Below are 21735 nucleotides of genomic sequence, written 5' to 3'. Positions count from 1 at the left end.
GCCGGTTTTACGCCGCCGCGTCGAACCCGGTGGAGCGGGCCAGCTTCTTCAGCTCCAGCAGGGCGTGCTTCTCGATCTGACGGATCCGCTCGCGGGTGAGGCCGTGCTCCTTGCCGACCTCCGTCAGCGTGCGCTCCCGGCCGTCCTCGATGCCGTACCGCATCTTGATGATCGAGGCGGTGCGCTGGTCGAGGCGCCCGATGAGGCTGTCGAGCTCCTCGCTGCGCAGCAGCGTCAGCACCGACTGCTCGGGCGAGACCGCGGAGGTGTCCTCCAGCAGGTCGCCGAACTGGGTGTCGCCGTCGTCGTCGACCCCCATGTTCAGCGAGACCGGGTCGCGGGCCCAGTCCAGGACGTCCGTCACGCGCTCCGGCGTCGAGCCGAGCTCGGCGGCGATCTCGGCGGGCTCCGGCTCGCGGCCGTTCTCCCGGTTGAACTCGCGCTGGATGCGACGGATCCGGCCCAGCTCCTCCACCAGGTGGACGGGGAGCCGGATGGTGCGGGACTGGTCGGCTATCGAGCGGGTGATGGCCTGGCGGATCCACCAGGTCGCGTACGTCGAGAACTTGAAGCCCTTGCGGTAGTCGAACTTCTCCACCGCGCGCACCAGGCCGGCGTTGCCCTCCTGGATGAGGTCCAGCAGGGGCAGGCCGCTGCGCGGGTAGCGGCGGGCCACGGCCACGACAAGGCGGAGATTGGAGCGGATGAAGATGTCCTTGGCCCGCTCACCCTCGGCGACCAGCGCCTCGAGCTCCTCGCGGGTGGCGTCCGCCTTGGACTCCGTCTCGCCGTCGAGGACCTGTCGCGCGAACACTCCGGCCTCGATGGTTTCGGACAGCTCGACTTCCTTGGCGGCGTCGAGCAGAGGTGTGCGCGCGATCTCGTCGAGGTACATGCCGACCAGGTCGCGGTCGGCGATTTCGCCGCCGTGGGCGCGAACACTGCGTGCCGCGTCGGTCCGGCCCTTGGCGGACTGACGACGGGCGACGGCACCGGTTGCCATGCGTGCTCCCTTGCGATGGTGAGGTCAGCGGGTGGGTCCTTCGGATGCCCGGTCCACACCTTGAGTAACTCTTCGGTTCACCCCTCGGGTTCCCTGCATCCGTTGGAAACAACGACTGGAATCAGGACAGAATTCCCAACCCGTCCCTCTATTTTTCTGATCATGCAGTACCCTGTGCCGCCACACGAGGAGGCATGATGTCGTCGGAACGTACAGAGGTGCAGGTCAGGCCGGGAGTCGAGAGCGACCTCGAAGCCCTCACCGACCTCTACAACCACTACGTACGCGAGACGCCCATCACCTTCGACACGGTCGCCTTCACTGCGGAGGAGCGACGCCCTTGGCTGCTCTCCCACCCTGTAGACGGCCCGTACCGGCTGATGGTTGCCACGTCGGGGGACTCACAGGAAATTCTGGGTTACGCCACATCCAGCCCTTACCGAGCGAAGCCCGCCTACGGGACCTCCGTCGAGGTCACGGTCTACGTCGCCCCCGGCACGGGCCGCCGCGGCATCGGCACGCTCCTCTACAAGGCCCTCTTCGAGGCGCTCGCCGACCAGGACCTGCACCGGGCCTACGCGGGCATCGCCCAGCCCAACGAAGCGTCCACGCGGCTGCATGAGCGCTTCGACTTCCGCCACGTCGGCACGTACCGCGAGGTGGGCCGCAAGTTCGGCCGCTACTGGGACGTGGCCTGGTACGAAAAGGCGCTGTAGGTCACCCGGGAAGGCTCCGTAGGTCACCCGAACTGAATCGACCTCTTCGCCATCCCCATCCAGAACCCGTCGATCACCGACCGCTGCGAGTCCAGCTCCCCGGCCACGTCCGCCGCGCCCAGTGTCACGAACAGCGGGGCGAAGTGCTCGGTGCGCGGGTGGGCGTACCGGCCCGCCGGGGCCTTGTTCAGGAAGTCCAGCAGGGAGTCCACATCACGCGCCTCAAGCGCCTGCCGGCCCCAGTCGTCGAACTCCGACGACCAGCGCGGCACTCCCCCGCCGGTGTGCCGCAGCGCGGCCAGGTTGTGGGTGAAGAAGCCGGAGCCGACGATCAGCACGCCCTCGTCGCGCAGCGGCGCGAGCTTGCGGCCGATCTCCATCAGCCCGGCCGGGTCGAGGGTCGGCATGGAGATCTGGAGGACGGGGATGTCGGCCTCGGGGAACATCTCGACCAGCGGGACGTAGGCGCCGTGGTCGAGGCCGCGGTCCGGGACGTCCTGGACGGGCATACCGGGCGCGCGCAGCAACTTCCGTACGGAATCGGCGAGTTCGGGGGCGCCCGGAGCCTCGTAGCGAACCTGGTAGTAGTGCTCGGGGAAGCCCCAGAAGTCGTAGACGAGCGGGAGGGTCTCGGTGGCGCCGAGGGCGAGCGGGGCCTCCTCCCAGTGGGCGGAGACCATGAGGATCGCTGTGGGGCGCGGCAGGCCGGCGGACCAGGCGGCGAGTTCGCCGGGCCAGATCGGGTCGTCCGCGAGGGGTGGGGCGCCGTGGCTGAGATAGAGGGCGGGCATGCGCTCCTGAGTGGCGGCGGACATGACGGCGACTCCCTCCCGGAAGCTGTTACTCGAAGCATTACTTGAACTCTAAATAACTCCTCTCGTCATGCTACGCCTGATTTGTTTAACCTTCAAAGAGAGCCTCGTACAGTGGAGTACATGAACACGGCATCCACATCAGCGCCCGAGCAGAAACAGGCTGGGGAGCCCCGCTGGCTCACCCCCGAGGAGCAGCGCACCTGGCGCTTCTATGTGCACGCCACCTACCTCCTCGAGGACCACCTCGACCGCCAGCTCCAGCGCGACGCGGGCATGCCGCACATCTACTACGGCCTACTGGTCTCCCTCGCCGAGTCCCCCGGCCGCCGGCTGCGGATGACCGAGCTGGCCATGACCGCGAAGATCACCCGCTCCCGTCTCTCGCACGCCGTCGCGCGCCTGGAGAAGAACGGCTGGGTACGGCGTGAGGACTGCCCCTCCGACAAGCGGGGCCAGTTCGCGGTGCTGACGGAGGCGGGCGTGGAGGAGCTGCGCCGCACCGCGCCGGGCCATGTCGAGGCCGTACGCCAGGCCCTGTTCGACCGGCTCACCCCGCAGCAGCAGAAGTCCCTCGGCGAGATCATGCAGATCATCGCGGAGGGCTTGCAGCCGAGCGAGGCGGGTGCGGATCTGCCCTGGCTCCGGTAGGCGAAAAAGGGGCGGACCTGCCCCGGTAGCCGGGGCAGGTCCTGGGAGTCGTATGTGCGAGGGCGTCCCCTCCCCCGCGCATACGAGTCGGTCCCGAAGGGGTGGCCGTTGCCTCAGTGGGCGACGACCGGTATCGCCACCTCGTCCTCGACGGCTTCGCCGGAACCGGCCACCGCAGAGGTGTCGGGCTTGCCGGCGTTGACGAGGACCATGACGATGACCGCGGCGAGCACGAGCATGCCGACGGCGAACCAGATGGCGTTGGTGTAGCCGTGCACCATGCCCTCCAGCTGGACCAGCTGCTGCTGGGAGCGGGAGGTCGCCGAGCCGATGTGGTCGGCGATGTACGTCGTCGTCGCCGAGGCGGCGATCGTGTTCAGCAGGGCCGTACCGATCGCGCCGCCCACCTGCTGCGAGGTGTTGACCATCGCGGAGGCGACACCGGCGTCACGCGGCTCGATGCCGAACGTGGCCAGGGACATGGCCGGCATGAAGGCCGTACCCATACCGAGGCCGAGCAGCACCATCGCCGGCAGGATCGTCGAGGCGTACGACGACCCGATCTCCAGCTGGGTCATCAGGAGCATGCCGACCGCCGCGACCAGGAAGCCGGGGCCCATCAGCAGCCGGGCCGGGACCCGGGTCATCAGGCGGGTACCGATCTGGGTCGAGCCGATCATCATGCCGACGATCATCGGCATGAAGGCGAAGCCTGTCTTGATCGGCGTGAAGCCCTTCACGATCTGCAGGTAGTAGGTCAGGAACAGGAACGTGCCGAACATCGCGATGATCGCGATACCGAGCGAGAGGTAGATACCGCCGCGGTTGCGGTCGGTGATCACGCGCAGCGGCAGCAGCGGGGCCTTGACCTTGGCCTCGGTGACCACGAACGCGATCAGGAGAACCGCCGAGGCGACGAACATGCCGACGGTCGTGGAGTCGCCCCAGCCGTTGGACTCGGCGCGCGTGAAACCGTAGACCAGCGCGACCAGGCCGAGGGTGGACAGGAGCACGCCCGGGATGTCGAGCGGGTTGCGGTTGCGGCCGCCCTCGGGCTCACGGATGACGAAGTACGCGCCGAGCGCGGCGACGATCGCGAACGGGATGTTGACGAAGAACGTCCAGCGCCAGTCCATGTACTCGGTCAGCACACCGCCGAGGATGAAGCCCACGGCACCGCCACCACCGGCGATCGCGCCGTAGATGCCGAACGCCTTGGCGCGCTCCTTGGCGTCCGTGAACATCACGGCGAGCAGGGAGAGCGCGGCGGGCGCGAGCAGCGCGCCGAACACGCCCTGGAGGGCGCGGGCGCCGAACATCATGGCCTCATTGGTGGCCGCACCACCGAGCGCGGAGGCCGCGGCGAAGCCGATCAGGCCGACGACGAAGGCGCGCTTGCGGCCCCACAGGTCGGCGATCCGCCCGCCGAACAGCAGCAGTCCGCCGAAGGCGAGGGCGTAGGCCGTGACGACCCACTGCCGGTTGCCGTCGGAGATACCCAGGTCCTGCTGGGCGGAGGGCAGCGCGATGTTCACGATGGTCGCGTCGAGCACGACCATGAGCTGGGCGAGCGCTATGAAGACGAGCGCTTTCCAGCGGTTGGCATCACCGGACTGGGCCGGAGCGCCGGGAGCCTTTGAGGCTGTTTCAGACATGGGGATACCCACTTCGGGACTTCGGGACGGAAAAACGGTGAAGTAAGGGGACGGCTCGTCCTCGTTGACGGCCGGAAGCTGTGTGTCTCGACTGGCGTGAAGCTCTGAACTAATCGGTCAGACTTGGCTCCGCAGGTCCTCCATGGTTGAGGCCACCCCCGGCAGGACAGAGCGGGCCGGCGCCCTCAGTCCGTCCAGGAAGAGCTGCAGGTGTCGGTGGACGAAACGGTCGAGGCTCATGCAGCCCACGCCGGCCGGCGGCCGGCTGAGCTGGGCCACGGCGAGCATGACGTCGCCGACGGCCACATCGGAGCGGAGCTGGCCGGCCTTCTCGGCGCGTGCCATGACCTCTTCGATGAGCTTCTCGACCCGTTCCCGTGCCGCCACCAGGTCGGGATGGTGCTGGTCGAAGGTGCTGGCGATCATCGGGCACAGCGCGCTGATCCGCTCGTCGGCGGCGGCGTGCACGAAGCGCTCCAGCGCCTCGAAGGCGTCCCCGGTCTCCGCGAGCGCCTGGTGCGCCGCCTCGGCCGTACGGTCCATGACCGAGCAGACCACCTCGCGGACCAGTGCGTCGCGGTCGGGGAAGTTGCGGTACACCGTGGCGTTGCCGACGCCGGCCCGGCGGGCGATCTCGTCGAGCGGCACGTCAGGGCCGAACTCGACGAACATCTCGCGGGCGGCGATGACGATCCGCTCCCGGTTGCGCAGGGCGTCGGCGCGCGGCCGGCTCACCTTCTTCTGCACGGGGGTCGCGGTCTGCACGGTGTACTCCTCGATATGACGGTGGTGCGATGTGACTGTGGTGCGATCCGGGGAAGAGCTCCCCGCTTCGCGCGGACACATGTCTAAACGGGGAAACGATCCCCGGTTATTTCCCGCCTTCGAAGAGAATTCCTGTGACCTGAGTCACACCACTACTGGCGGGAAACCCACGTTCGGCCCCTCCAGCGCGCGCCCCGTCCACCCTCCGCCCCAGGGTGATCGAAAGGATGCAGCCGGTGATCTGCGGCTGAAGGGTGCGGCCGGTGATCTGCGGCTGCCCGGAGCGAAGGGGGCCGTGCATGCCGCAGCCGACCGCCAGCCGTCGGATACGCCCGCGCCGCCTGGTCGCCCTCGCCGCCGTGACCGTACTGACCTTCACGGTCAGCACCTCGGCCGGTACGGGGCACCTGGTGGCGACCTCCACGACAGCCGGCGCCGGCTCGATCGCCCTGGCCCGCTCCGCCACCCACGGTCCCTGCATGATCGTCGGCACCTCGTCCGTCCAGATGTCGGAGGGCGTCCCGACCTCCCGCGGCTACTCCCGCTCCACCGGCACCGTCCGCGCCCTGACCCTCATGATCGACTTCTCGGACGCGCCCGGCGAGGGCACCGCGCTCGACCGCTACGCCGAGTTCTTCCCGCAGACCCAGGAATGGTTCCGCACCAGTTCGTACGGCCGCCTGGACTACCGCCCCGAGATGCCGGTACGGCAGTGGCTGCGCCTGCCGAAGCCCTTCAAGGCGTACGGCATAGAGCGCGGCGCCCCTTTCGACCCCGGCTACCGTGATCTGGTCCAGGACCTCGTCGCCACGGCCGATCCCAAGGTCGACTTCCGGTCGTACGACTTCCTGAACGTGCTGATGACCCCGAACGCCGGCCCCTCCGCGCTGGACACCGTCCTGTCGGTGACCTTCGCCGGCAACACGGAGGCGCCGGTGGCGGACGGCGTCCCGGTGGCGAACGCGTCCTTCGTCTACTCCCGCCAGGACGACGGCTCCGGCACCTACGCGAAGACCGGCTACCGCGTCCTGCCGCACGAGAACGGCCATGTCTTCGGCCTGCCCGACCTCTACACCCAGGAGGGCGGGGCCGCGGTCGGCCACTGGGACATCATGAGCGAGGACTGGGGCGCCAACAACGACTTCCTCGGCTGGCACAAGTGGAAGCTGGGCTGGCTGGACGCGGCCCAGGTGAACTGCGCGGCCACCCGCGGCACGACCGACTACGCCCTGACCCCGCTGTCCCGCGCCGGCGGCCCCAAGCTGGTCTTCGTCCCCGTCGACACCCGCACCGGATACGCCGTGGAACTGCGCACCCGCTCCGGCAACGACGAGACGGTCTGCCGCCCCGGCGTACTCATCTACAAGGTCGACGCCGGCGTGGACACCGGCCAGGGACCGGTGACGGTGTACGACTCACGCCGTGACAGCGGCGGCTGCACCCGCAGCCCGAACGTCCACGCGGAACTCTCCGACGCCCCCTTCGCCCCCGGCGAGGACTTCCGGGATCCCCGCCGCGGGATCCGGATCGCGGTGACGGGGGCGGAGCTTGGTGGGGACTATCGGGTGCGGGTGACTCGGGGGTGAGGGGGATCGGAGGGATCGGAGGGTGCGGGTGAGGCAGGGGTGAGGGGAATCGGGGGGTACCGGTGAGACGGGAGTGAGGGGAATCGGGGGGTACCGGTGAGACGGGGGTGAGGCGAATCGGGCGGGGCCATTTGCCGCCGGGCACGCAGGCCCGACGGAAACCTGCCGCGACCGTCCACCATGGCCGGCGCGACAATGGCGCAACCGGGCGCGGATTACCGTAGGCCTGCCGCGACCGTCGTACCGGAGAACCGATGCCCGCGAACATCACGACGGCCGCCCTGGGGGCGGCCGGTCAGCCCGCCGCCGTTCCGGCTGAGGCGGTCACCCCGCTGATGCGCGGGATCGCCGTGCTGCGGCACCTGACCGAGGCGGGCGGCACGCTGAGCCCGAGCGGTCTGGAACGGGCGACCGGCCTGGCCCGTTCCACCGTCGACCGGATCACGTCGACGCTCGCGAGGATGGGATACGTCCGTCTCGACGGCCGGGACGTGGTCCTCACCCCCCGCCTGATGGAACTGGGCAACGCGTATCTGTCGGCCCTCCGCCTGCCGACGCTGCTCGACGCGCGCGCCGACGCCCTCGCCGACGAACTCGACGAGTCCGTGTCGCTGGCGGTCGGCGACCGCGACGGCATCCGCTTCATCCATCAGGCCACCCGCCGCCGCGCGATGTCCCTCAGCTTCCGTATCGGCGACCTGCTCCCGGCCGAACGCACCGCGCCCGGACCGCTGTTCGCCGCCGAGTGGACGGACGAGGAGTGGACGCGCTGGCGCGCACGCCGGGCGGCGGACCCGCAGGACCGGGACTTCCCCGCCGTACCACCGCGTGAACACACCCACCCCGACGACGAGTTCGAGCACCGGACGGCGCAGGCGGCGGCGGACGGCTGGGCCCTGGACGACCAGCTGATCGAACCGGGCCTGGTGGCGGTCGCCGTTCCCGTACGGGATCCCCGCACCGGCCAAGTCGCCTGCGTGGCAAGCGTGGTGAGCCACACCAGCCGCCACACCGCCGCCGACCTGCGCGACACCCTCCTCCCCCGGCTGCGGGCAGCGGTGGCGGACATGGAACGCGAACTGCGGGAGACCCCGCCGACGGAGCCGGCTCCGTCGCCGTCGGGGCTGGCGACCTGGACGGGAGCGTCGAAGCAGGAGCTCGGGCGGGAGTTCGTCGAGTCGCTGGCCCGCGGACTGACGGTGCTGACGGCCTTCGGCGAGGGACGCACCGAGCTGACCCTGACGGAGGTCGCGAAGGCGACGGGCCTGGCACGGGCGACGGCCCGCCGGGCGCTGATCACCTACGAACACCTCGGCCTGGTGGCCCCGGCCCCGCACCGCACGTTCACCCTCACCCCGCGCGTCCTCTCCCTGGGCTTCCCGCCCCTCTCCCGCACGGACCTCGCCCACATCGCGACCCCGCACCTCGCCGACCTGTCCGCCCGGGTCCACGAGTCCGCGTCGCTGGCGGTCCTGACGCCGTCGGGCGAGGAGGTCCAGTACACGGCCCGGGTGGCCATGAGCCGGGTGATGAGCGTGAACATCACGGTCGGCACACGGCTGCCCGCGTACGCGACCTCGCTGGGGCGGGTGATGCTGGCGGACATACCGAAAGCCGCCCTGGTGCTCGGCGAACTGCGCGCGCTGACCCCTCGCACGGTCACGGATACCGCAGCCGTCTCCGCCCTGCTGGACGAGGTCCGTTCCCACGGATACGCCCTGGTCGACGAGGAGTTGGAGGAAGGCCTGCGCTCGATCGCGGTACCGGTCCGCGACCGCACCGGCCGGGTCGTGGCCGCCGTGAACGTCGCGATGCACGCGGCCCGCCACACCGTCGACGAATGCGTCCGCGACATCCTGCCCGAGCTGCGGACCACCGCCGGGCGCATCGAGGCGGACCTGCATGTGGCGGGGAGGTTCACGCGGGTGCCGGCGGCTTGAGCACCCGCCGGCTCCGGGGGCGGCACCCCGACCATTCGAGACCGGCATGCGTAGGTAAACGTTAAGTAATGTGTTCGCCCGGGAAAGAGCCAGACGGTCGTTGCCTGACCACGACCACGACCACGACCATGAGAAGACTGAAGACCGACGGGGGAACACCATGACGACCGCTCACGCCCTGTCAGGGGCCGGGAGCAGCCCGCCGCAGGCGGGCGACACGGTCATCGACGTACGCGATCTGCGGATGCGCTACCGCAGCCAGGACGTCCTGAAGGGGGTTGGCTTCACGGCCCGTCGAGGGGAGGTCGTCGTGCTGCTCGGCCCGAACGGCGCGGGCAAGACGACCACGATCGAGGTCCTGGAAGGCTTCCGAATGCGCTCGGCCGGTGACGTGACCGTCCTCGGCACCGATCCGGCTCGCGGCGACGAGCGGTGGCGTGCGCGCCTGGGCATCGTGCTTCAGTCCTGGCGCGACCACGGCAAGTGGCGGGTGCGGGAGTTGCTGGCCCAGCTCGGTTCGTACTACGCGCCGTACTCCACCGCCCTCGTACGGCGGCCGTGGGACATCGACGAGCTCATCGCCGCCGTGGGGCTCACCGAACACACGGACAAACGGGTCGGGACCCTGTCCGGCGGGCAGCGCAGACGTCTCGACGTGGCCATCGGCATCGTGGGCCGACCCGAGCTGCTGTTCCTGGACGAGCCGACGGCCGGTCTGGACGTGGAGGCCAGGAACGAGTTCCACGGCCTGGTGCGCGGGCTCGCGGACGAGAACACCACCGTTCTGCTGACCACGCACGACCTTGCCGAGGCGGAGAAGCTGGCCGACCGGATCCTCATCCTTGCCGGTGGCCGCATCGTGGCCGACGGCCCGGCCGAGGAGCTGTCCCGGCAGGCGTCGGCCGAGGCCACCGTGCGCTGGACCCGGGACGGGAAGCCCTTCGAACAGGCGACGACAGAACCGACCCCCTTCGTCCGCCGACTGTTCGAGGAGCACGGCGAGGCGATCGGCGGACTGGAGGTGCGCCGGGCGAGCCTGGAGGACGCCTACCTGACGATGGTGCGCGAGTCGGAGGCGGGGAACATCTCCGGCGAGCGGGCGGCAGACGCCTTCGCGGAGGGATCGCGATGAGCCCGGTGTGGTACGCGGCGAAGGCAGGCGTGCGGCGCGGCTGCACGGAGCTTCGGCAGACCTTCACCACCGGCCAGGACGTGTTCGGACACGTCCTTTGGACGGTCCTGCTCATAGTGCCGCTGTTCCTGGTCGGGGACGAGGCGCTGAAGGGCGCCGGCATCTCGGCCGGCGCGTTCATGCTGCCGAGCATGGTGGGGATGACGCTCGCCTTCACCGGGATCATGACCACGGCCCAACTACTCGCCACCGAACGCGAGGACGGCACCCTGCTACGGGCCAAGGCCGTGCCTCACGGCATGGTCGGCCACCTGGTCGGCAAGATCATCATGGTCTCGGGTACGGCACTCGTCTCCATGGCACTGGCCCTCGCCGCCGGCCTCTTCCTGGTCGAAGACGTCGCCCAACAGGGCGCCGGAGCATGGCTGACGCTGGCCTGGGCGGTACCGCTGGGCCTCCTGGCAACCCTCCCGATCGGCGCCGTCATCGGCTCCCTCGTCGACAGCCCCCGCACCATCGGCTTGCTGATGCTTCCGGTGATGGGCCTCATCGTGATCTCCGGAATCTACTTCCCCCTGTCCAAGCTCCCCGACTGGCTCCAGATCATCGGCCAGACCTTCCCCGTCTACTGGCTGGGCCTCGCCCTCCGCTCAGCCCTCCTCCCCACCGACGCGGTCACCGCCGAAATCGGCGAATCCTGGCGGCACCTGGAGACAGTCGGCGCACTGAGCGCCTGGACCATCACCGGGCTGCTCCTCGCCCCACCCCTACTGCGCAGGATGGCCCGCCGCGAGTCCGGGTCCGCTATGGCGGAACGGCGTCGGAGGGCTATGCAGCGGGTTGGGTAGTGGGGGGCGGGGGATGTTTGGGCGAGTTCGGGATGGTTCGGGTGTTGGCTCGCTCTTGGGTGGGGGTGGATGTGAGTCCAGGCGCGGCGCCTTGGCCGGCCCAGCCCAGCCCTCTACGGGGCACCCTCTGACCTGCGGAGACGGGAACCTGTCCACTGCCGATCCCTTATCCGCTACGCTAGTCGCCGGATCTCTCTGAGATCCCCGCCTTCGTAGCTCAGGGGATAGAGCACCGCTCTCCTAAAGCGGGTGTCGCAGGTTCGAATCCTGCCGGGGGCACAGAGAAACACCTGGTCAGAGGCCCTTCCGTCCGTCGGACGGGAGGGCCTTCGTACTCGCAGCACACATATGGCACACATGCGGCTGCGGGCGGAGGTGCGGAGCTGTGCGATGCCCGCGATGGATGAGCTGGCCCGGCGACGGTACGAGAAGCTGGTCGACCGGCTTGAGTCGCAGATGCGGGCTGCGCTGAAGCCGGAGTACGAGGGGTACTACGGGCAGCTGATCCTTGGCGCTGACGATCTTGCGGAGATGGGCGAGCTCAAGGACGTGCAGCGTGCCGCCAGGGAAGCGGGACGGCGTCTCGGCTGGAAGACGACCACGCACCTCGTCGGCGGGAGGCTCTTCGTCCTCGACGAGCGCGAGGTGCCCGAGGGGATCGAGCGGTTGGTCGGGGATGCTGCCGCTGCTGCGATGGACCGGTTCTGGGAGGAAGGCCGCCGGCCGCGACTGACCTGATCCGGGGAGACGCAAGGGGGCACTCCTCCGCATCAGCGCGGCGGAGTGCCCCCTTCGGTTACGGCGCCCCGGCACGGGTCAGGCACACATCACGCGGCGTCTTCCTCCAGGGTGGCCACCGCCTCGGCGGCCTCACGGGCCTTCCGCTCCGCCTTCTCCAGCTTGGCCTTCGCCTTGGCCAGTTGCTTGGCGCGGCGCTTGTGCATCTTCTTCGAGACCTCGTCCAGGCGGTCCGGGAAGAGGTGCCCGTACGTGTCCAAGGTCAGCGTCGCGGACTTGTGGCCCAGCATCGTCTGTACGACGTTGACGTCCGCGCCGCTGGCGATAGCGAGCGAGGCCGCCCGTATGACACAGCTTGTGCGGGGTGACCTTGAGGTGCCCCAGCCCAGCCTTCACGACCGCCGGCGCGAAGAACCGCTGACGGTAGTTGCGTGCCCGTAGCGGTCCGCCCTGCGGGGCCGTGAAGAGCAATTGCTCGTCTCCCCGCCCTTGGACGTGGGGCTTCAACTCCTCGGCCAGGAACCGCGGGATCGGTACGGACCGGCGCTCGTGGTTCTTGGGGGTGTCGAGGTAGAGCTTGCCGTTGTCCTCGGCGTACGCCTCCACGATGTGGGCCCGACAGGCGTCCAGGTCGACGCGGCCCACCTTGAGCGCGGATGCCTCGCCCCAGCGCAGTCCGGTGTAGGCCAGCAGCAGGATGAATACCCGGTAGGCGCCTGAAGCGTTGGCCAGCGCGTCGACCTGCATGTCGTCGAGGTACACGTGGTCAGCCGGCATCACCTTCGGCAAGGGCACGCCGACAGCCGGGTTGACCGCCAGACGGCGGGCCTTGACCTCGTAGCCGAGAACGCGGCTGAGGACGACGTACGCCTTGCGGACAGACCGAGGGCTCAGCTTCCTGCCGCCGGTCGCCTCGCCGGGCAGCAGGTCCGCGAGCCACTCGGCGATGTCCTCGAAGTGGATGCGGTCCAGCGGGGTTGTGCCCCACTTGGGGATCACGTGGACGTCGAGAACGCCGCGGTAGCGAGCCCGGGTTGAACGCTTGAGGTGGAGCTGCGCCGCCAGCCAGGACTCCGCCACCTCTGCGAACTTCACGCGGGCGGCGGCCGGATCACGGTAGGAGCCGTCGTTGAGGCGGGACTCCATTCTCGTCCGCTCGGCCTCGGCGTCGACCTTGCGGGTGAAGGTCTTCATCTTCGGCTTGCCGTCGGGGTCGTACCAGCGCACGCGGTAGCGCCACGGTGGCGTACGTCCTGCCCGCTTGGCGTCCGCCACGGCCCGTACGTACGCCGCGTGCCCTATACGGTCCTCAATCCAGACCCGCGCCAACTAGTACCCCCTCCGGTCATCACCGGACACCGACGGGAGCGGCAGGAGCAGGCTTGCGGGAGGGGCGCCGAGCGCAGTGGCGAGGGCGACGAGGTCGTCCACGTCGCAGCGGCGGCGGGCGCGTTCGGTGCGACTGAGGGCGGTGTTGGCCATCGGGCGGCCCAGTGCGGTGCAGCGGGCGGCGAGCTGGTGCTGGGTCAGGCCGCGCACGAGGCGTAGGTGCTCGATGGCGCGGGCGGTGTGGAGGCCGGCGGGGCCTATTTCGACAGGTCGGTTCGGCATGACAGATAGCTGTAACTTGCATCCGCCCGTCATGGAAAGAGTTAGTTCTTAAACTCCCCAAAAGCCGTCCGAGGGCGAAGTGGTGTTCGTCTCGTCGAATTCCGGTACATCACGAGCCGTTTCAGCGGGGAGGTTGTGCTACCTTCCCGCCGCGTCAAAGAGGTGGGCGATTTGAGCGCCTATCGGATGCGTTGTCCGGCGGGCTGGCCGTGTCGCTGCTGATTGCTGGACACCGCCTCTGAGCTGCTGAGGTACCGGATTCCGGCACCTCAGCCGGTTGCTTCGCCGCAGAAAATTTCGGCTCCCGCGAGAGCGATTTCGGCAACCGGGGATCCGCACTTGCTGTTTTGGTCTTCCCCGGCGACGCCGAGGGAAGTAGCCGGGATGTTCAGAATTCACTCTGAATGCTTCCACGGGTGGTGTGGCTGTGTTGTCCACGCCTGCCGTCCAAAACCCTGATTCCGATATGGAGACCTCATTGCCGAACCACTCCCCGCGCCTTGCCGACGCCGAGCGTGACCGGCTCGCCACTCCCGCCGACGTGGCCGTGTACCTCGGGGTGCCGGTGAAGACGCTCTACCAGTGGAAGTACCGGGGCATCGGCCCCAGTGTCCACAAGGTCGGCCGTCACCTGCGCTACCGCTGGCGGGAGGTGGACGCGTGGCTGGACGCCCAGACGTCGTACGACCTCACGGCCTGCCCCCGCGTCCGACGCGGACAACGAAGCGGCCCCCGGCGCGCCAACGCCGAGGGCCGAAGACTCCCCTGCCAATTGCCCATCCCTGAACGAACAAGCTGGTGAGGGGCGGGACCTTGCCCGTCCTGCCCCGCACCGGAGAGGAACGCCTATGGAGGACTCTACGTCCCCCAGCACCACGAACACCTCCCCCCACCGGCTGGCCCACGCCCGCGGTCCCCGGCGAGGGCATCCCCTGGCGCCGCAGGGATCCAGCGGACACACGGTCCCCGGCGTCGGGGACCGTCGAGCCCCCGGCGGATGCGCAAGCACACGGGGACCGTCCCCAGTCGTCCGCTGACGCAGCTGTTGGGGACCGACCCCGCGACGTGCCCGGTACTCGGTCCCCGCACGCCCCGGTCTCCGTATCGACATCCGGCGCAAACCCGCAGGCCAGCGGCGTGGAAACGGGGACCAATCCCCAAGAGACGGCCATTGCACCAGGGGACCGCAATGGGGACCGTGAGCACGGTCCCCGCCAGTCGCCGGGGACCGACAACCCCGTGGCGGGAGCCGCCCAGCAGGAGGGGACCGGTCCCGTCGACGCACGGGGACCGGATCACGGGACCCGCTCCTGGCCTCCTCGGGGACCGGCAGACCCTGGGGAACCGGGTTCCGGTGAGGGTGCGGAACTGCTGGATGAATTGCGGGCGGTGATTGGCAAGTACGTCGTACTGCCCAGTGACGAGGCGCTGACAGCAGCCACCCTGTGGGTGGCGGCCACGCACATCCAGAGCGTTCTGCAGCACGCGCCGTGTCTGGCGGTCGTAGGCCCGACGAAGGGCTGCGGCAAGTCCCGTGTTCTGGACGTGCTCCACGAGACCGTCCACCAGCCGATCATGACGGTGAACATGTCCACGGCGGTGCTCTTCCGCGTCATCGGCAAGAACCCGCGCACGATCCTGGTGGACGAGGCCGACACCATCTTCAGCAAGGCGGGCGAGAACGAGGAACTGCGCGGCCTGCTGAACGCCGGGCACCAGCGCAACCGGCCCGCCTGGCGCATCTCCGGTCCGGAGCACAAGCCGACCCCGTATCCCACCTTCGCCATGGCCGCGCTGGCCTCGATCGGCGACCTGCCCGACACGATCACGGACCGGGCGGTCGTGCTCCGCATGCAAAAGCGCAAGCCAGGCGAGAAGGTCACCCCGTTCCGCTCCCGCTACGCCACACCGGAACTGAACGCACTGCGGGACAAGCTGGCCGCCTGGCTGGGCCCGCTGCGCGCCACGGCCGGCCGCATGGCGCCGACCATGCCCGTGGAGGACCGGGCGGCGGACACCTGGGAACCGCTGGTCATCATCGCCGACCTGGTCGGCGGCCACTGGCCCGCCAGCGCCCGTGCGGCCTGTGTCGCGATGACCCGGTACGAGGCCGTCCAGGACGAGCAGACCAACCTGAAGACCCGGCTGCTGCACGACATCCACCGCATCTTCCAGGCACACGGCAACCCCGAGGCCCTGTCCTCCCTGGATCTGGTCACCGCCCTGCTCCAGAACCCCGACGCACCCTGGGCGGAACACGGCACCAAGGGACTCAACGCCCACCACCTGGGCAACATGCTCCGGGACTTCGACATCCGCCCGGCCAACTACCCCTTCGACAAGGGCAAGCAGGCCAAGGGGTACGCCCGCAACCGGTTCCTCGACAGCTGGGCCCGGCACTGCCCCGACCTCACCGAGACGGCGCCCGCCCCCGCGCACGACGCCAGGCCTGCGCACCCGGCCCAGGGCAAACCACCTGCCGCCCAGGCGGGCCAGCTGCCCGTCGGCCCGCCCGGCGGCCCCGCCGACCCCAAGCCCGCCCGCTGACCCGCCTCCCCCTGGGTCCGTATCACTGCGTCGCATCCGTCCCCGCGCAGGTCAGCGCGGGGACGGATGTCCTCACCGGGACGGACTTCTCCGTACCTGCCCGAGTGTCCGTACCTGTCCTGACCAGGCATGGGACGGATGCGACGCACGTGACACAGCCCCTCACCATCGGAGCACCACCATGCACGAACAGCACCACGAACTCCCCACCGCTCAGCAGCAGACGCACACCACCTCAGCCCCAGACAGCGCAGCAAGGTATCCCGCTGGACCGTCCAAGGGCCGGATCAACGGGGATGCCTCCGCCCCGGGGGTGGCGGAGGGGCTCGGGCACCAGGGGGTGCCTGAGGGGGAACAGCCCGCAGGCACCGCCGCCGCCCAGCTGCCGCGTGCCGCCGACGCCGCCGAGCTGCACCGCGTCGCCCGCCGCCGCCAGCGCGAAGCCGTGCAACGCAAAGAACGCGTCGACGTGCGCTACAGCGTCGACGAGAAGACAGAAATCCTCCGCGAGGCTCGCTCGCTGAACATCGCCGGCGCCCACTACGTCGGCGCTGTCGTCATGGCCCGCGTCCACGGCGACCTCGCCCTGCCCGGTCAGCGCACCCCGCTCGACGACTACATCGACGAACTGACCGCTCTCCGCAGCGAGGTCGCCAAGATCGGCCACAACATCAACCAGATCGCCAGGAAGCTGAACTCCGGTGGCCATCCACACCCTGGGGACACCGTCGTCCTGGCCCAGGCCGAGCAGACCCTGACCGCGGTTGGCACCACCGTCCGCCATATCGCGGCAGCCGCGAACCAGGCCGTCTCCAAGAAGGCGGCCCGGTGATCGCGAAGATCCGAAGCGGCAAGGGGACCGCCGGATTGGTCCGGTACCTGTTCGACACCAAGAAGGCCAAGGACCACACCGACCCGCACCTGGTCGCCTCCTGGGACGGCTTTGCCCCCGACCCCGGCCGCAGTGACGACTTCGATGCCACCAGGAAGCTCCTCGTGGCCGACCTCAACCTGCACGTCAAGCAGGCCCAGCGGCTGGGCCGCGCGCCCGAGCAGCACGTGTGGCACTGCTCGCTCCGGGCCGCCCCCGAAGACCGCATCCTCAGCGACGAGGAATGGGCCGACATCGCCCGCCGCGTGGTGGCGGCCACCGGCATCGCGCCGGAAGGCGATCCAGACGGCTGCCGGTGGGTCGCCGTCCGCCACGCCCCCGACCACATCCACATCGCCGCCACCAAGGTCCGGGCAGATCTGCGCACCGCCCGGCACTGGAACGACTACCACACCGCCGACCGCGAACTCGCCACCATCGAGAAGGAATACGGCCTGCTCCAAGTCGTCCGCGGCGACCGCACCGCCGCCAAGCGGCCCACCCGCGCCGAGCAGGAGAAGGCCCGCCGCACCGGCCAGGACAAGCCCGCCCGCGAGCGCTCGCGCGCCATCGTACGGACCGCCGTGGCCGCCGCCTCCACCATGGAGGAGTTCGTCCACCTGCTCAGCCACATCGACGGCATGCTCGTCGAGGTCGTGTACTTCCCCTCCGGCGATGTGCGCGGCTACAAGGTCGCTGCCCAGTTCGTGAACGAGCCAGCGGCGCACTGGAGATCGAGATGGACGCGAAGTATCTCAGGATCCTGTGGCACGAACTGAGGCCACAATCCCAGCCTGAAGCTTATTGGTACAACCCCGTGCAGGCGGGCGCGGACGTCAAGGACATCGAGGCTTTTGCCGCCCGCGTGCACGCCTCGCTTTCCAGGCGTCTCCTTCCGATCGGCCGGCGCCAGCCTGATCGGGACAGCCCCATTGTCATCGATACGTAACCAGCGACGTCCCGCCGGTGGGCGGGCCGTTTGCCGACCAGCACTCACCGTGTTGGCTTCACGCAAAGGATGCTGTTGGTGATCTTGTGTGAGACACGAACTGCACCCATCGATACCTCCTTCACCTGGCTGTCCTGGCCGGGAGAAGGTCAGCCAGGAGGCGAGGAGGACACAACTCGCTCACCGCCAACCGTTGGCTACCTGCCGGCGTGCACCTCGCAGACCTGCCGCCGGCTCACGAGGGCCTCCTCGACGCTGTCGTACCCGTCGAGAAGGCCCTCGGCCGCGAGGTGTCCGTGCATGCCGACACGATTGGCGGTGGTGTAGTCGAAGATCATGTCGTCCACGTCCCGGACCACTGCTTCCAGCGCCATGCGATCGACCTCAGGTATCGGGAGGCGGGTCAGCCAGTGGAGGCACCCTCCCACGGGCCGCAGTCCCACGGAGTACCTCCGGCGCCGTCCTGGAGGCAGGCGCGGATATCGATGAACCTGTTCTCAGGCAGGGAGAGGTTCCAGGTCTTCGTGTTTCCCGCGCCGTTGGGATTGTAGTACGAGTTGACGGTGGACGAGCCGCTGTAACGCCACTGGGCCGTGGCGCCGTGGCCGTCGGCGTTGTTGTCCTCGGAGGTGAGGATCTCGCCGTCGTTGTTGAAGTACGTGAACGAGTCCAGGCCCCTGCTCCCCGCGCCGTACGTCGTGGCAGCCGCCGGGGTCGCCACCATCGCGACCACTGCGCTGCCGCTCGCGATCACGCCGGCCACCGTCAGGAGATTTCTTCGGACATTGCCCATGGAAGTGAACCCCACCCATATTCGAACTGAATTTCCAGACGGCGTAAACGTATCACTGGGGGAACACCAGAAGATCCGTGTCCGCCAAGGGAGTTGACCCATCTGCGACCCGCGGACGACGCGGGAACGCCCGGCGGTCGCGCTGTACCGCCGGGCGGTAGGATCACTCGCCCAGCCTCACTGGGACACGATGCCGTGCATGGCGACCGGCCGGAGCCCACGACCCGATGTCGCGGTGGTCGAGGGGCCGTGGGGGGACACCGGCCGGTACCGCAGGTCGACGCGGTGGTCACCACACACCGCGGCGGCCTCGCCCTCGCTGTGCTCACCGGCGACTGTCTCAGAAACCGTCCATACCCACGGCCTGCGGCACTGCCGCTACCACGGCATCGCGAAAACCCACGTCCAGCACGTACTCACCGCCGCAGGAACGAACATCATCCGCCTCAGCGGATGCCTTCCACCCGGCACCACCCCACCGCGTCCCATCACACCAGCCAGCCAATTTCGGCGCCTCTGCCGGGACTTGGCCATCTGAAGATCACCAACAGCATCCGCAAAGTGAGCCAGATCCTTCTTTTGGGACCACGATGCCAAGTTGTTTTGGCTCCAACGAGGGGCTACAGGGGGCGTGCGGATCGTCTCGTGCGCCCCTTGTTCCAAGCTGTTTTGGCCCCACTTCGTTTGAGGTCGGCGCTCACGTAACTCCCCCGTTATGTTTTCCGCGGTCCTGCAAGAGGGCCGCTGGCCTCCGGGCCCGGCATGACTGTTCCCCCTGTCGAAGGCATGACCTGGGGGGGTGTCACCGGGCCCGAGAGGCGCCGTTGGAGACGCTGATGAGAGGTCCGACTACCGCCTGGCCAGGCGCAACGCCCGGCCGTTCGCGGGCGGCAGGTCTGCATAACGTGGATGCGCGCACGACGCCAACGCCCTGGCCAGCACGGCACGAATCCGTTCGGGAGGACGGCTTGAACGACAGTGACGAGATAGGCGTCGTCTTCCTCGGCTTGGACGTCGGCAAGAGCGCCCACCACGGTCACGGACTCACGCCGGCCGGCAAGAAGGTCTTCGACAAGCAACTGCCCAACACCGAAACGAAGCTGCGAGACGTCTTCGACAAGCTGAAGACCAAGTTCGGCACCGTCTTGGTGATCGTGGACCAGCCCGCCTCCATCGGCGCCCTGCCCTTGACCGTCGCCCGGGACGCCGGCTGCAAGGTCGCCTACCTGCCCGGCCTGTCCATGCGCCGGATCGCCGACCTCTACCCCGGCGAGGCGAAAACCGACGTGAAGGACGCTGCGGTGATCGCGGACGCGGCCCGCACCATGCCGCATACCCTGCGCTCGCTGGAACTGACCGACGAGATCACCGCCGAACTCACGGTCCTGGTCGGCTTCGACCAGGACCTGGCGGCCGAGGCCACCCGCACCAACAACCGGATCCGCGGCCTGCTCACCCAGTTCCACCGGTCGCTGGAACGCGTCCTGGGCCCGCGTCTGGACCACATCGCGGTGACCTGGCTGCTGGAACGCTACGGGTCCCCGTCCGCACTGCGAAAGGCCGGACGCCGCAAGCTCATTGAGGTCATCCGGCCTAAGAGGTCGTTTTCTCCCGTTGTTTCATCCCGGGATGCGAATTTGATCCGCTGATGTCGGGTCGCGCCAGGAGATGGTGTTCTCGCCGGTGAGGCGGCGAGCCATCAGGTCGGTCATGGCGATATGGATCATGGCTTCGGAGCGGTGCGGGTGGGTTTCGTAGTCGCGCGCCAGGCGCCGATGCAGCATGAGCCAGCCGTAGGTTCGCTCGACCGTCCAGCGTTTCGGGATCGGGGTGAATCCCCTGGTCCCGGGGGTGCGTTGAACGATTTCGAGGTCAATGCCGAGGGCGGCAGCGTGCTCGACGAAGTGCTTGCGGTAGCCGCCGTCGACCCAAACCTTGCGCAGGGTGGGGTGGTCGGTGGCGGCCTGCTCCAGGAGGGGGCGGCCGGCGGTGGAGTCCTGGACGTCGGCCGCGGTCACCAGCACCGCCAGCAGCAGGCCGAGGGTGTCGGTGACAATGCTGCGTTTGCGGCCCACGATCTTCTTGCCCGCGTCGATGCCCTGCGTCCTGGCGGGGACGGAGGTGGAGGTCTTCACGCTCTGGGCGTCGATCACGCAGGCTGAGGGATGGCGGTGCTTACCTTCCTGCTGGCGTACCAACTCCCGTAATAGGCCGTTGAGCTGGGCGAAGATGCCGTCGGTCTGCCATTTGGCGAAGTAGCCGTAGACCGTCTGGTGGGGCGGGAAGTCGTGCGGGAGGTAGGCCCACTGGCAGCCGGTGCGGTCCACGTAGTCAATCGCGTTCATGATCTCGCGCAGGTCGTGCTGGGGCGGCCTGCCGAAGTCCAGGGCCCGGCCGCGGCGTTCGAAGCGCCACGCGGACAGCACCGGCTCGATCAACTCCCAGCGGGCATCGGACAGATCACTCGGATACGCGCGACGGTCGGTCATCACCTGGGCATACCGCCGATCGAGGGCGTGCGCCCAGGCGTGGGTTCTGCCTCGCGGGAGCACGGGACAGATCCGGGCGTCCTGGAATGAGACAGGCGTAGATCGGCTCTCGCCCCAGACGCCACACCATCCGCCTCGCCAGCCGCGGCCCGCACTGCAGACTCGCCAGCACCAGACCATCAGGGGGGCGCAAAGCTAGAGACAACACCGCATTACAGAGGAAAACGACCTCTAAAGCGGGTGTCGCAGGTTCGAATCCTGCCGGGGGCACCAGTTCACAGGGCCCGCTCCACCCGAATTCGGGTGGAGCGGGCCCCTACGTACGCGGGGCGCAACTCCGGCCGCCGTGAGGAGCGTGGCCGTGCCGAGCGTTGTGCAACCGGATGACGCGAAGGCCGTTGGATTCGGCGACGCGGGTGGAGGAGCGGTAGACATTCCGCGGCTCGACCTGGCGACCGGTGCGGGTGGTGAAGACGTAACCGGACTCGTACCACTGCTCCCCTGCCTTGGCGCGGGCGGCCGACTGCCGACTGCCACATCCGGTGCGCCGGGTTCTCGGCGATCGTGGACTACCTGGCCGCCATGGGCGGCACCACTCCGTCCAACGGCACGACCAGTCCCTCCTGTAC

20 protein-coding genes, 1 tRNA gene and 5 pseudogenes are annotated in these 21735 nt (G+C 68.9%); 16 read left to right on the top strand and 10 right to left on the bottom strand.

Features of this window, described 5'->3' with window-relative positions:
* Positions 1 to 7: 7 nt before the first annotated feature.
* Positions 8 to 1003, bottom strand: a complete 996-nt coding sequence (locus ACIHFB_RS33340; protein WP_365276206.1) for a sigma-70 family RNA polymerase sigma factor — start codon at positions 1001 to 1003, stop codon at positions 8 to 10.
* 197 nt (positions 1004 to 1200) lie between these two features.
* Between ACIHFB_RS33340 and ACIHFB_RS33335 the strand changes: the two genes are divergently transcribed.
* Complete coding sequence (locus ACIHFB_RS33335) at positions 1201 to 1719, top strand: GNAT family N-acetyltransferase (protein WP_400128968.1); 519 nt, start codon at positions 1201 to 1203, stop codon at positions 1717 to 1719.
* A gap of 23 nt (positions 1720 to 1742) precedes the next feature.
* Here ACIHFB_RS33335 and ACIHFB_RS33330 read toward each other — a convergent pair whose 3' ends face one another.
* Positions 1743 to 2534 carry a class III extradiol ring-cleavage dioxygenase gene (locus tag ACIHFB_RS33330; RefSeq protein ID WP_365276203.1) on the bottom strand — a complete coding sequence of 264 codons (792 nt, stop codon included), beginning with the start codon at positions 2532 to 2534 and terminating at the stop codon, positions 1743 to 1745.
* A 120-nt stretch (positions 2535 to 2654) separates the two neighbouring features.
* Here ACIHFB_RS33330 and ACIHFB_RS33325 point away from each other — a divergent pair, with 120 nt between their 5' ends.
* The gene (locus ACIHFB_RS33325) at positions 2655 to 3182 is read left to right on the top strand and encodes a MarR family transcriptional regulator (protein WP_365276200.1); all 528 of its coding nucleotides are present in this window, start codon (positions 2655 to 2657) and stop codon (positions 3180 to 3182) included.
* Positions 3183 to 3295: 113 nt separating this feature from the next.
* On the opposite strand, the gene ACIHFB_RS33320 is transcribed toward ACIHFB_RS33325, so the two are convergent.
* Positions 3296 to 4837 (bottom strand): MFS transporter, encoded by a 1542-nt coding sequence (locus tag ACIHFB_RS33320; protein WP_365276197.1) that lies wholly within the window; start codon positions 4835 to 4837, stop codon positions 3296 to 3298.
* A gap of 117 nt (positions 4838 to 4954) precedes the next feature.
* A complete protein-coding gene (locus ACIHFB_RS33315) occupies positions 4955 to 5602 on the bottom strand; it encodes a TetR/AcrR family transcriptional regulator (RefSeq protein ID WP_365276194.1) in 648 nt (215 codons plus the stop codon).
* Between the two features lie 299 nt (positions 5603 to 5901).
* Here ACIHFB_RS33315 and ACIHFB_RS33310 point away from each other — a divergent pair, with 299 nt between their 5' ends.
* From ACIHFB_RS33310 to ACIHFB_RS33285, 6 genes are all read left to right on the top strand, one after another.
* Positions 5902 to 7188, top strand: a complete 1287-nt coding sequence (locus ACIHFB_RS33310) for a M6 family metalloprotease domain-containing protein (protein ID WP_400128900.1) — start codon at positions 5902 to 5904, stop codon at positions 7186 to 7188.
* Positions 7189 to 7442: 254 nt separating this feature from the next.
* Complete coding sequence (locus tag ACIHFB_RS33305; protein WP_400128899.1) at positions 7443 to 9128, top strand: IclR family transcriptional regulator C-terminal domain-containing protein; 1686 nt, start codon at positions 7443 to 7445, stop codon at positions 9126 to 9128.
* Between the two features lie 160 nt (positions 9129 to 9288).
* Complete coding sequence (locus tag ACIHFB_RS33300; protein WP_400128898.1) at positions 9289 to 10260, top strand: ABC transporter ATP-binding protein; 972 nt, start codon at positions 9289 to 9291, stop codon at positions 10258 to 10260.
* The gene (locus tag ACIHFB_RS33295) at positions 10257 to 11108 is read left to right on the top strand and encodes an ABC transporter permease (protein WP_365276183.1); all 852 of its coding nucleotides are present in this window, start codon (positions 10257 to 10259) and stop codon (positions 11106 to 11108) included. Before ACIHFB_RS33300 ends, ACIHFB_RS33295 begins: the two co-directional genes overlap by 4 nt.
* 206 nt (positions 11109 to 11314) lie before the next feature.
* Positions 11315 to 11387, top strand: a tRNA-Arg gene (locus ACIHFB_RS33290).
* A gap of 111 nt (positions 11388 to 11498) precedes the next feature.
* Entirely contained in the window at positions 11499 to 11846 is a 348-nt protein-coding gene (locus tag ACIHFB_RS33285) for a hypothetical protein (RefSeq protein ID WP_400128897.1), read from the top strand.
* 132 nt (positions 11847 to 11978) lie between these two features.
* On the opposite strand, the gene ACIHFB_RS33280 is transcribed toward ACIHFB_RS33285, so the two are convergent.
* Positions 11979 to 13121, bottom strand: a complete 1143-nt coding sequence (locus ACIHFB_RS33280; protein WP_400128896.1) for a tyrosine-type recombinase/integrase — start codon at positions 13119 to 13121, stop codon at positions 11979 to 11981.
* 54 nt (positions 13122 to 13175) lie between these two features.
* Positions 13176 to 13457 (bottom strand): helix-turn-helix domain-containing protein, encoded by a 282-nt coding sequence (locus tag ACIHFB_RS33275; protein ID WP_400128895.1) that lies wholly within the window; start codon positions 13455 to 13457, stop codon positions 13176 to 13178.
* A gap of 478 nt (positions 13458 to 13935) precedes the next feature.
* Here ACIHFB_RS33275 and ACIHFB_RS33270 point away from each other — a divergent pair.
* From ACIHFB_RS33270 to ACIHFB_RS33250, 5 genes and pseudogenes are all read left to right on the top strand, one after another.
* Positions 13936 to 14148 (top strand): annotated as a pseudogene (locus ACIHFB_RS33270) (helix-turn-helix transcriptional regulator); the annotation flags it as partial.
* Positions 14149 to 14837: 689 nt separating this feature from the next.
* Positions 14838 to 16004 carry a DUF3631 domain-containing protein gene (locus tag ACIHFB_RS33265; protein WP_400128894.1) on the top strand — a complete coding sequence of 389 codons (1167 nt, stop codon included), beginning with the start codon at positions 14838 to 14840 and terminating at the stop codon, positions 16002 to 16004.
* Between the two features lie 181 nt (positions 16005 to 16185).
* Positions 16186 to 16836, top strand: coding sequence for a MobC family plasmid mobilization relaxosome protein (locus ACIHFB_RS33260; RefSeq protein WP_400128893.1), 651 nt, complete (start codon positions 16186 to 16188; stop codon positions 16834 to 16836).
* Positions 16833 to 17579: pseudogene (locus tag ACIHFB_RS33255) on the top strand (relaxase/mobilization nuclease domain-containing protein); the annotation flags it as partial. The gene ACIHFB_RS33260 and the pseudogene ACIHFB_RS33255, both read left to right, overlap by 4 nt.
* Positions 17580 to 17614: 35 nt before the next feature.
* Complete coding sequence (locus ACIHFB_RS33250; RefSeq protein ID WP_365276841.1) at positions 17615 to 17824, top strand: hypothetical protein; 210 nt, start codon at positions 17615 to 17617, stop codon at positions 17822 to 17824.
* A 197-nt stretch (positions 17825 to 18021) separates the two neighbouring features.
* Here ACIHFB_RS33250 and ACIHFB_RS33245 read toward each other — a convergent pair whose 3' ends face one another.
* Together ACIHFB_RS33245 and ACIHFB_RS33240 are read right to left on the bottom strand one after the other, a co-directional pair.
* Positions 18022 to 18198, bottom strand: a complete 177-nt coding sequence (locus ACIHFB_RS33245) for a hypothetical protein (protein WP_365276163.1) — start codon at positions 18196 to 18198, stop codon at positions 18022 to 18024.
* 29 nt (positions 18199 to 18227) lie between these two features.
* Positions 18228 to 18617: a hypothetical protein gene (locus tag ACIHFB_RS33240; protein ID WP_400128892.1), complete on the bottom strand. Its 390-nt coding sequence runs from the start codon at positions 18615 to 18617 to the stop codon at positions 18228 to 18230.
* 226 nt (positions 18618 to 18843) lie between these two features.
* Between ACIHFB_RS33240 and ACIHFB_RS33235 the strand changes: the two are divergent.
* The 3 genes and pseudogenes from ACIHFB_RS33235 to ACIHFB_RS33225 all read left to right on the top strand — a co-directional run.
* A pseudogene (locus ACIHFB_RS33235) lies at positions 18844 to 18959 on the top strand (laccase); the annotation flags it as partial.
* On the top strand, positions 18937 to 19155 hold the full coding sequence (locus ACIHFB_RS33230) for a transposase (RefSeq protein ID WP_400128967.1): 219 nt from the start codon (positions 18937 to 18939) through the stop codon (positions 19153 to 19155). The pseudogene ACIHFB_RS33235 and the gene ACIHFB_RS33230, both read left to right, overlap by 23 nt.
* 430 nt (positions 19156 to 19585) lie before the next feature.
* Positions 19586 to 20215: pseudogene (locus tag ACIHFB_RS33225) on the top strand (IS110 family transposase); the annotation flags it as partial.
* Positions 20216 to 20236: 21 nt separating this feature from the next.
* Here the strand turns inward: ACIHFB_RS33225 and ACIHFB_RS33220 are convergent.
* Positions 20237 to 21106: an IS5 family transposase gene (locus tag ACIHFB_RS33220; RefSeq protein ID WP_365276157.1), complete on the bottom strand. Its 870-nt coding sequence runs from the start codon at positions 21104 to 21106 to the stop codon at positions 20237 to 20239.
* A 321-nt stretch (positions 21107 to 21427) separates the two neighbouring features.
* Positions 21428 to 21635, bottom strand: a pseudogene (locus tag ACIHFB_RS33215) (site-specific integrase); the annotation flags it as partial.
* Between the last annotated feature and the right edge of the window lie 100 nt (positions 21636 to 21735).

It is taken from the genome of Streptomyces sp. NPDC051963, assembly GCF_044593495.1.
Lineage (GTDB): Bacteria > Actinomycetota > Actinomycetes > Streptomycetales > Streptomycetaceae > Streptomyces.
This window is presented reverse-complemented; position numbering and strand designations above follow the sequence as displayed.

Bases quoted from the DNA above. Each gene is read 5' to 3' on its own strand.
- ACIHFB_RS33325 (WP_365276200.1), top strand. From the start codon at position 2,655: ATGAACACGGCATCCACATCAGCGCCCGAGCAGAAACAGGCTGGGGAG.
- ACIHFB_RS33305 (WP_400128899.1), top strand. From the start codon at position 7,443: ATGCCCGCGAACATCACGACGGCCGCCCTGGGGGCGGCCGGTCAGCCC.
- ACIHFB_RS33260 (WP_400128893.1), top strand. From the start codon at position 16,186: ATGCACGAACAGCACCACGAACTCCCCACCGCTCAGCAGCAGACGCAC.
- ACIHFB_RS33285 (WP_400128897.1), top strand. From the start codon at position 11,499: ATGCCCGCGATGGATGAGCTGGCCCGGCGACGGTACGAGAAGCTGGTC.
- ACIHFB_RS33275 (WP_400128895.1), bottom strand. From the start codon at position 13,457: ATGCCGAACCGACCTGTCGAAATAGGCCCCGCCGGCCTCCACACCGCC.
- ACIHFB_RS33295 (WP_365276183.1), top strand. From the start codon at position 10,257: ATGAGCCCGGTGTGGTACGCGGCGAAGGCAGGCGTGCGGCGCGGCTGC.
- ACIHFB_RS33220 (WP_365276157.1), bottom strand. From the start codon at position 21,106: ATGACCGACCGTCGCGCGTATCCGAGTGATCTGTCCGATGCCCGCTGG.
- ACIHFB_RS33250 (WP_365276841.1), top strand. From the start codon at position 17,615: ATGGACGCGAAGTATCTCAGGATCCTGTGGCACGAACTGAGGCCACAA.
- ACIHFB_RS33310 (WP_400128900.1), top strand. From the start codon at position 5,902: ATGCCGCAGCCGACCGCCAGCCGTCGGATACGCCCGCGCCGCCTGGTC.
- ACIHFB_RS33320 (WP_365276197.1), bottom strand. From the start codon at position 4,837: ATGTCTGAAACAGCCTCAAAGGCTCCCGGCGCTCCGGCCCAGTCCGGT.
- ACIHFB_RS33300 (WP_400128898.1), top strand. From the start codon at position 9,289: ATGACGACCGCTCACGCCCTGTCAGGGGCCGGGAGCAGCCCGCCGCAG.
- ACIHFB_RS33340 (WP_365276206.1), bottom strand. From the start codon at position 1,003: ATGGCAACCGGTGCCGTCGCCCGTCGTCAGTCCGCCAAGGGCCGGACC.
- ACIHFB_RS33330 (WP_365276203.1), bottom strand. From the start codon at position 2,534: ATGTCCGCCGCCACTCAGGAGCGCATGCCCGCCCTCTATCTCAGCCAC.
- ACIHFB_RS33335 (WP_400128968.1), top strand. From the start codon at position 1,201: ATGTCGTCGGAACGTACAGAGGTGCAGGTCAGGCCGGGAGTCGAGAGC.
- ACIHFB_RS33240 (WP_400128892.1), bottom strand. From the start codon at position 18,617: ATGGGCAATGTCCGAAGAAATCTCCTGACGGTGGCCGGCGTGATCGCG.
- ACIHFB_RS33245 (WP_365276163.1), bottom strand. From the start codon at position 18,198: ATGGCGCTGGAAGCAGTGGTCCGGGACGTGGACGACATGATCTTCGAC.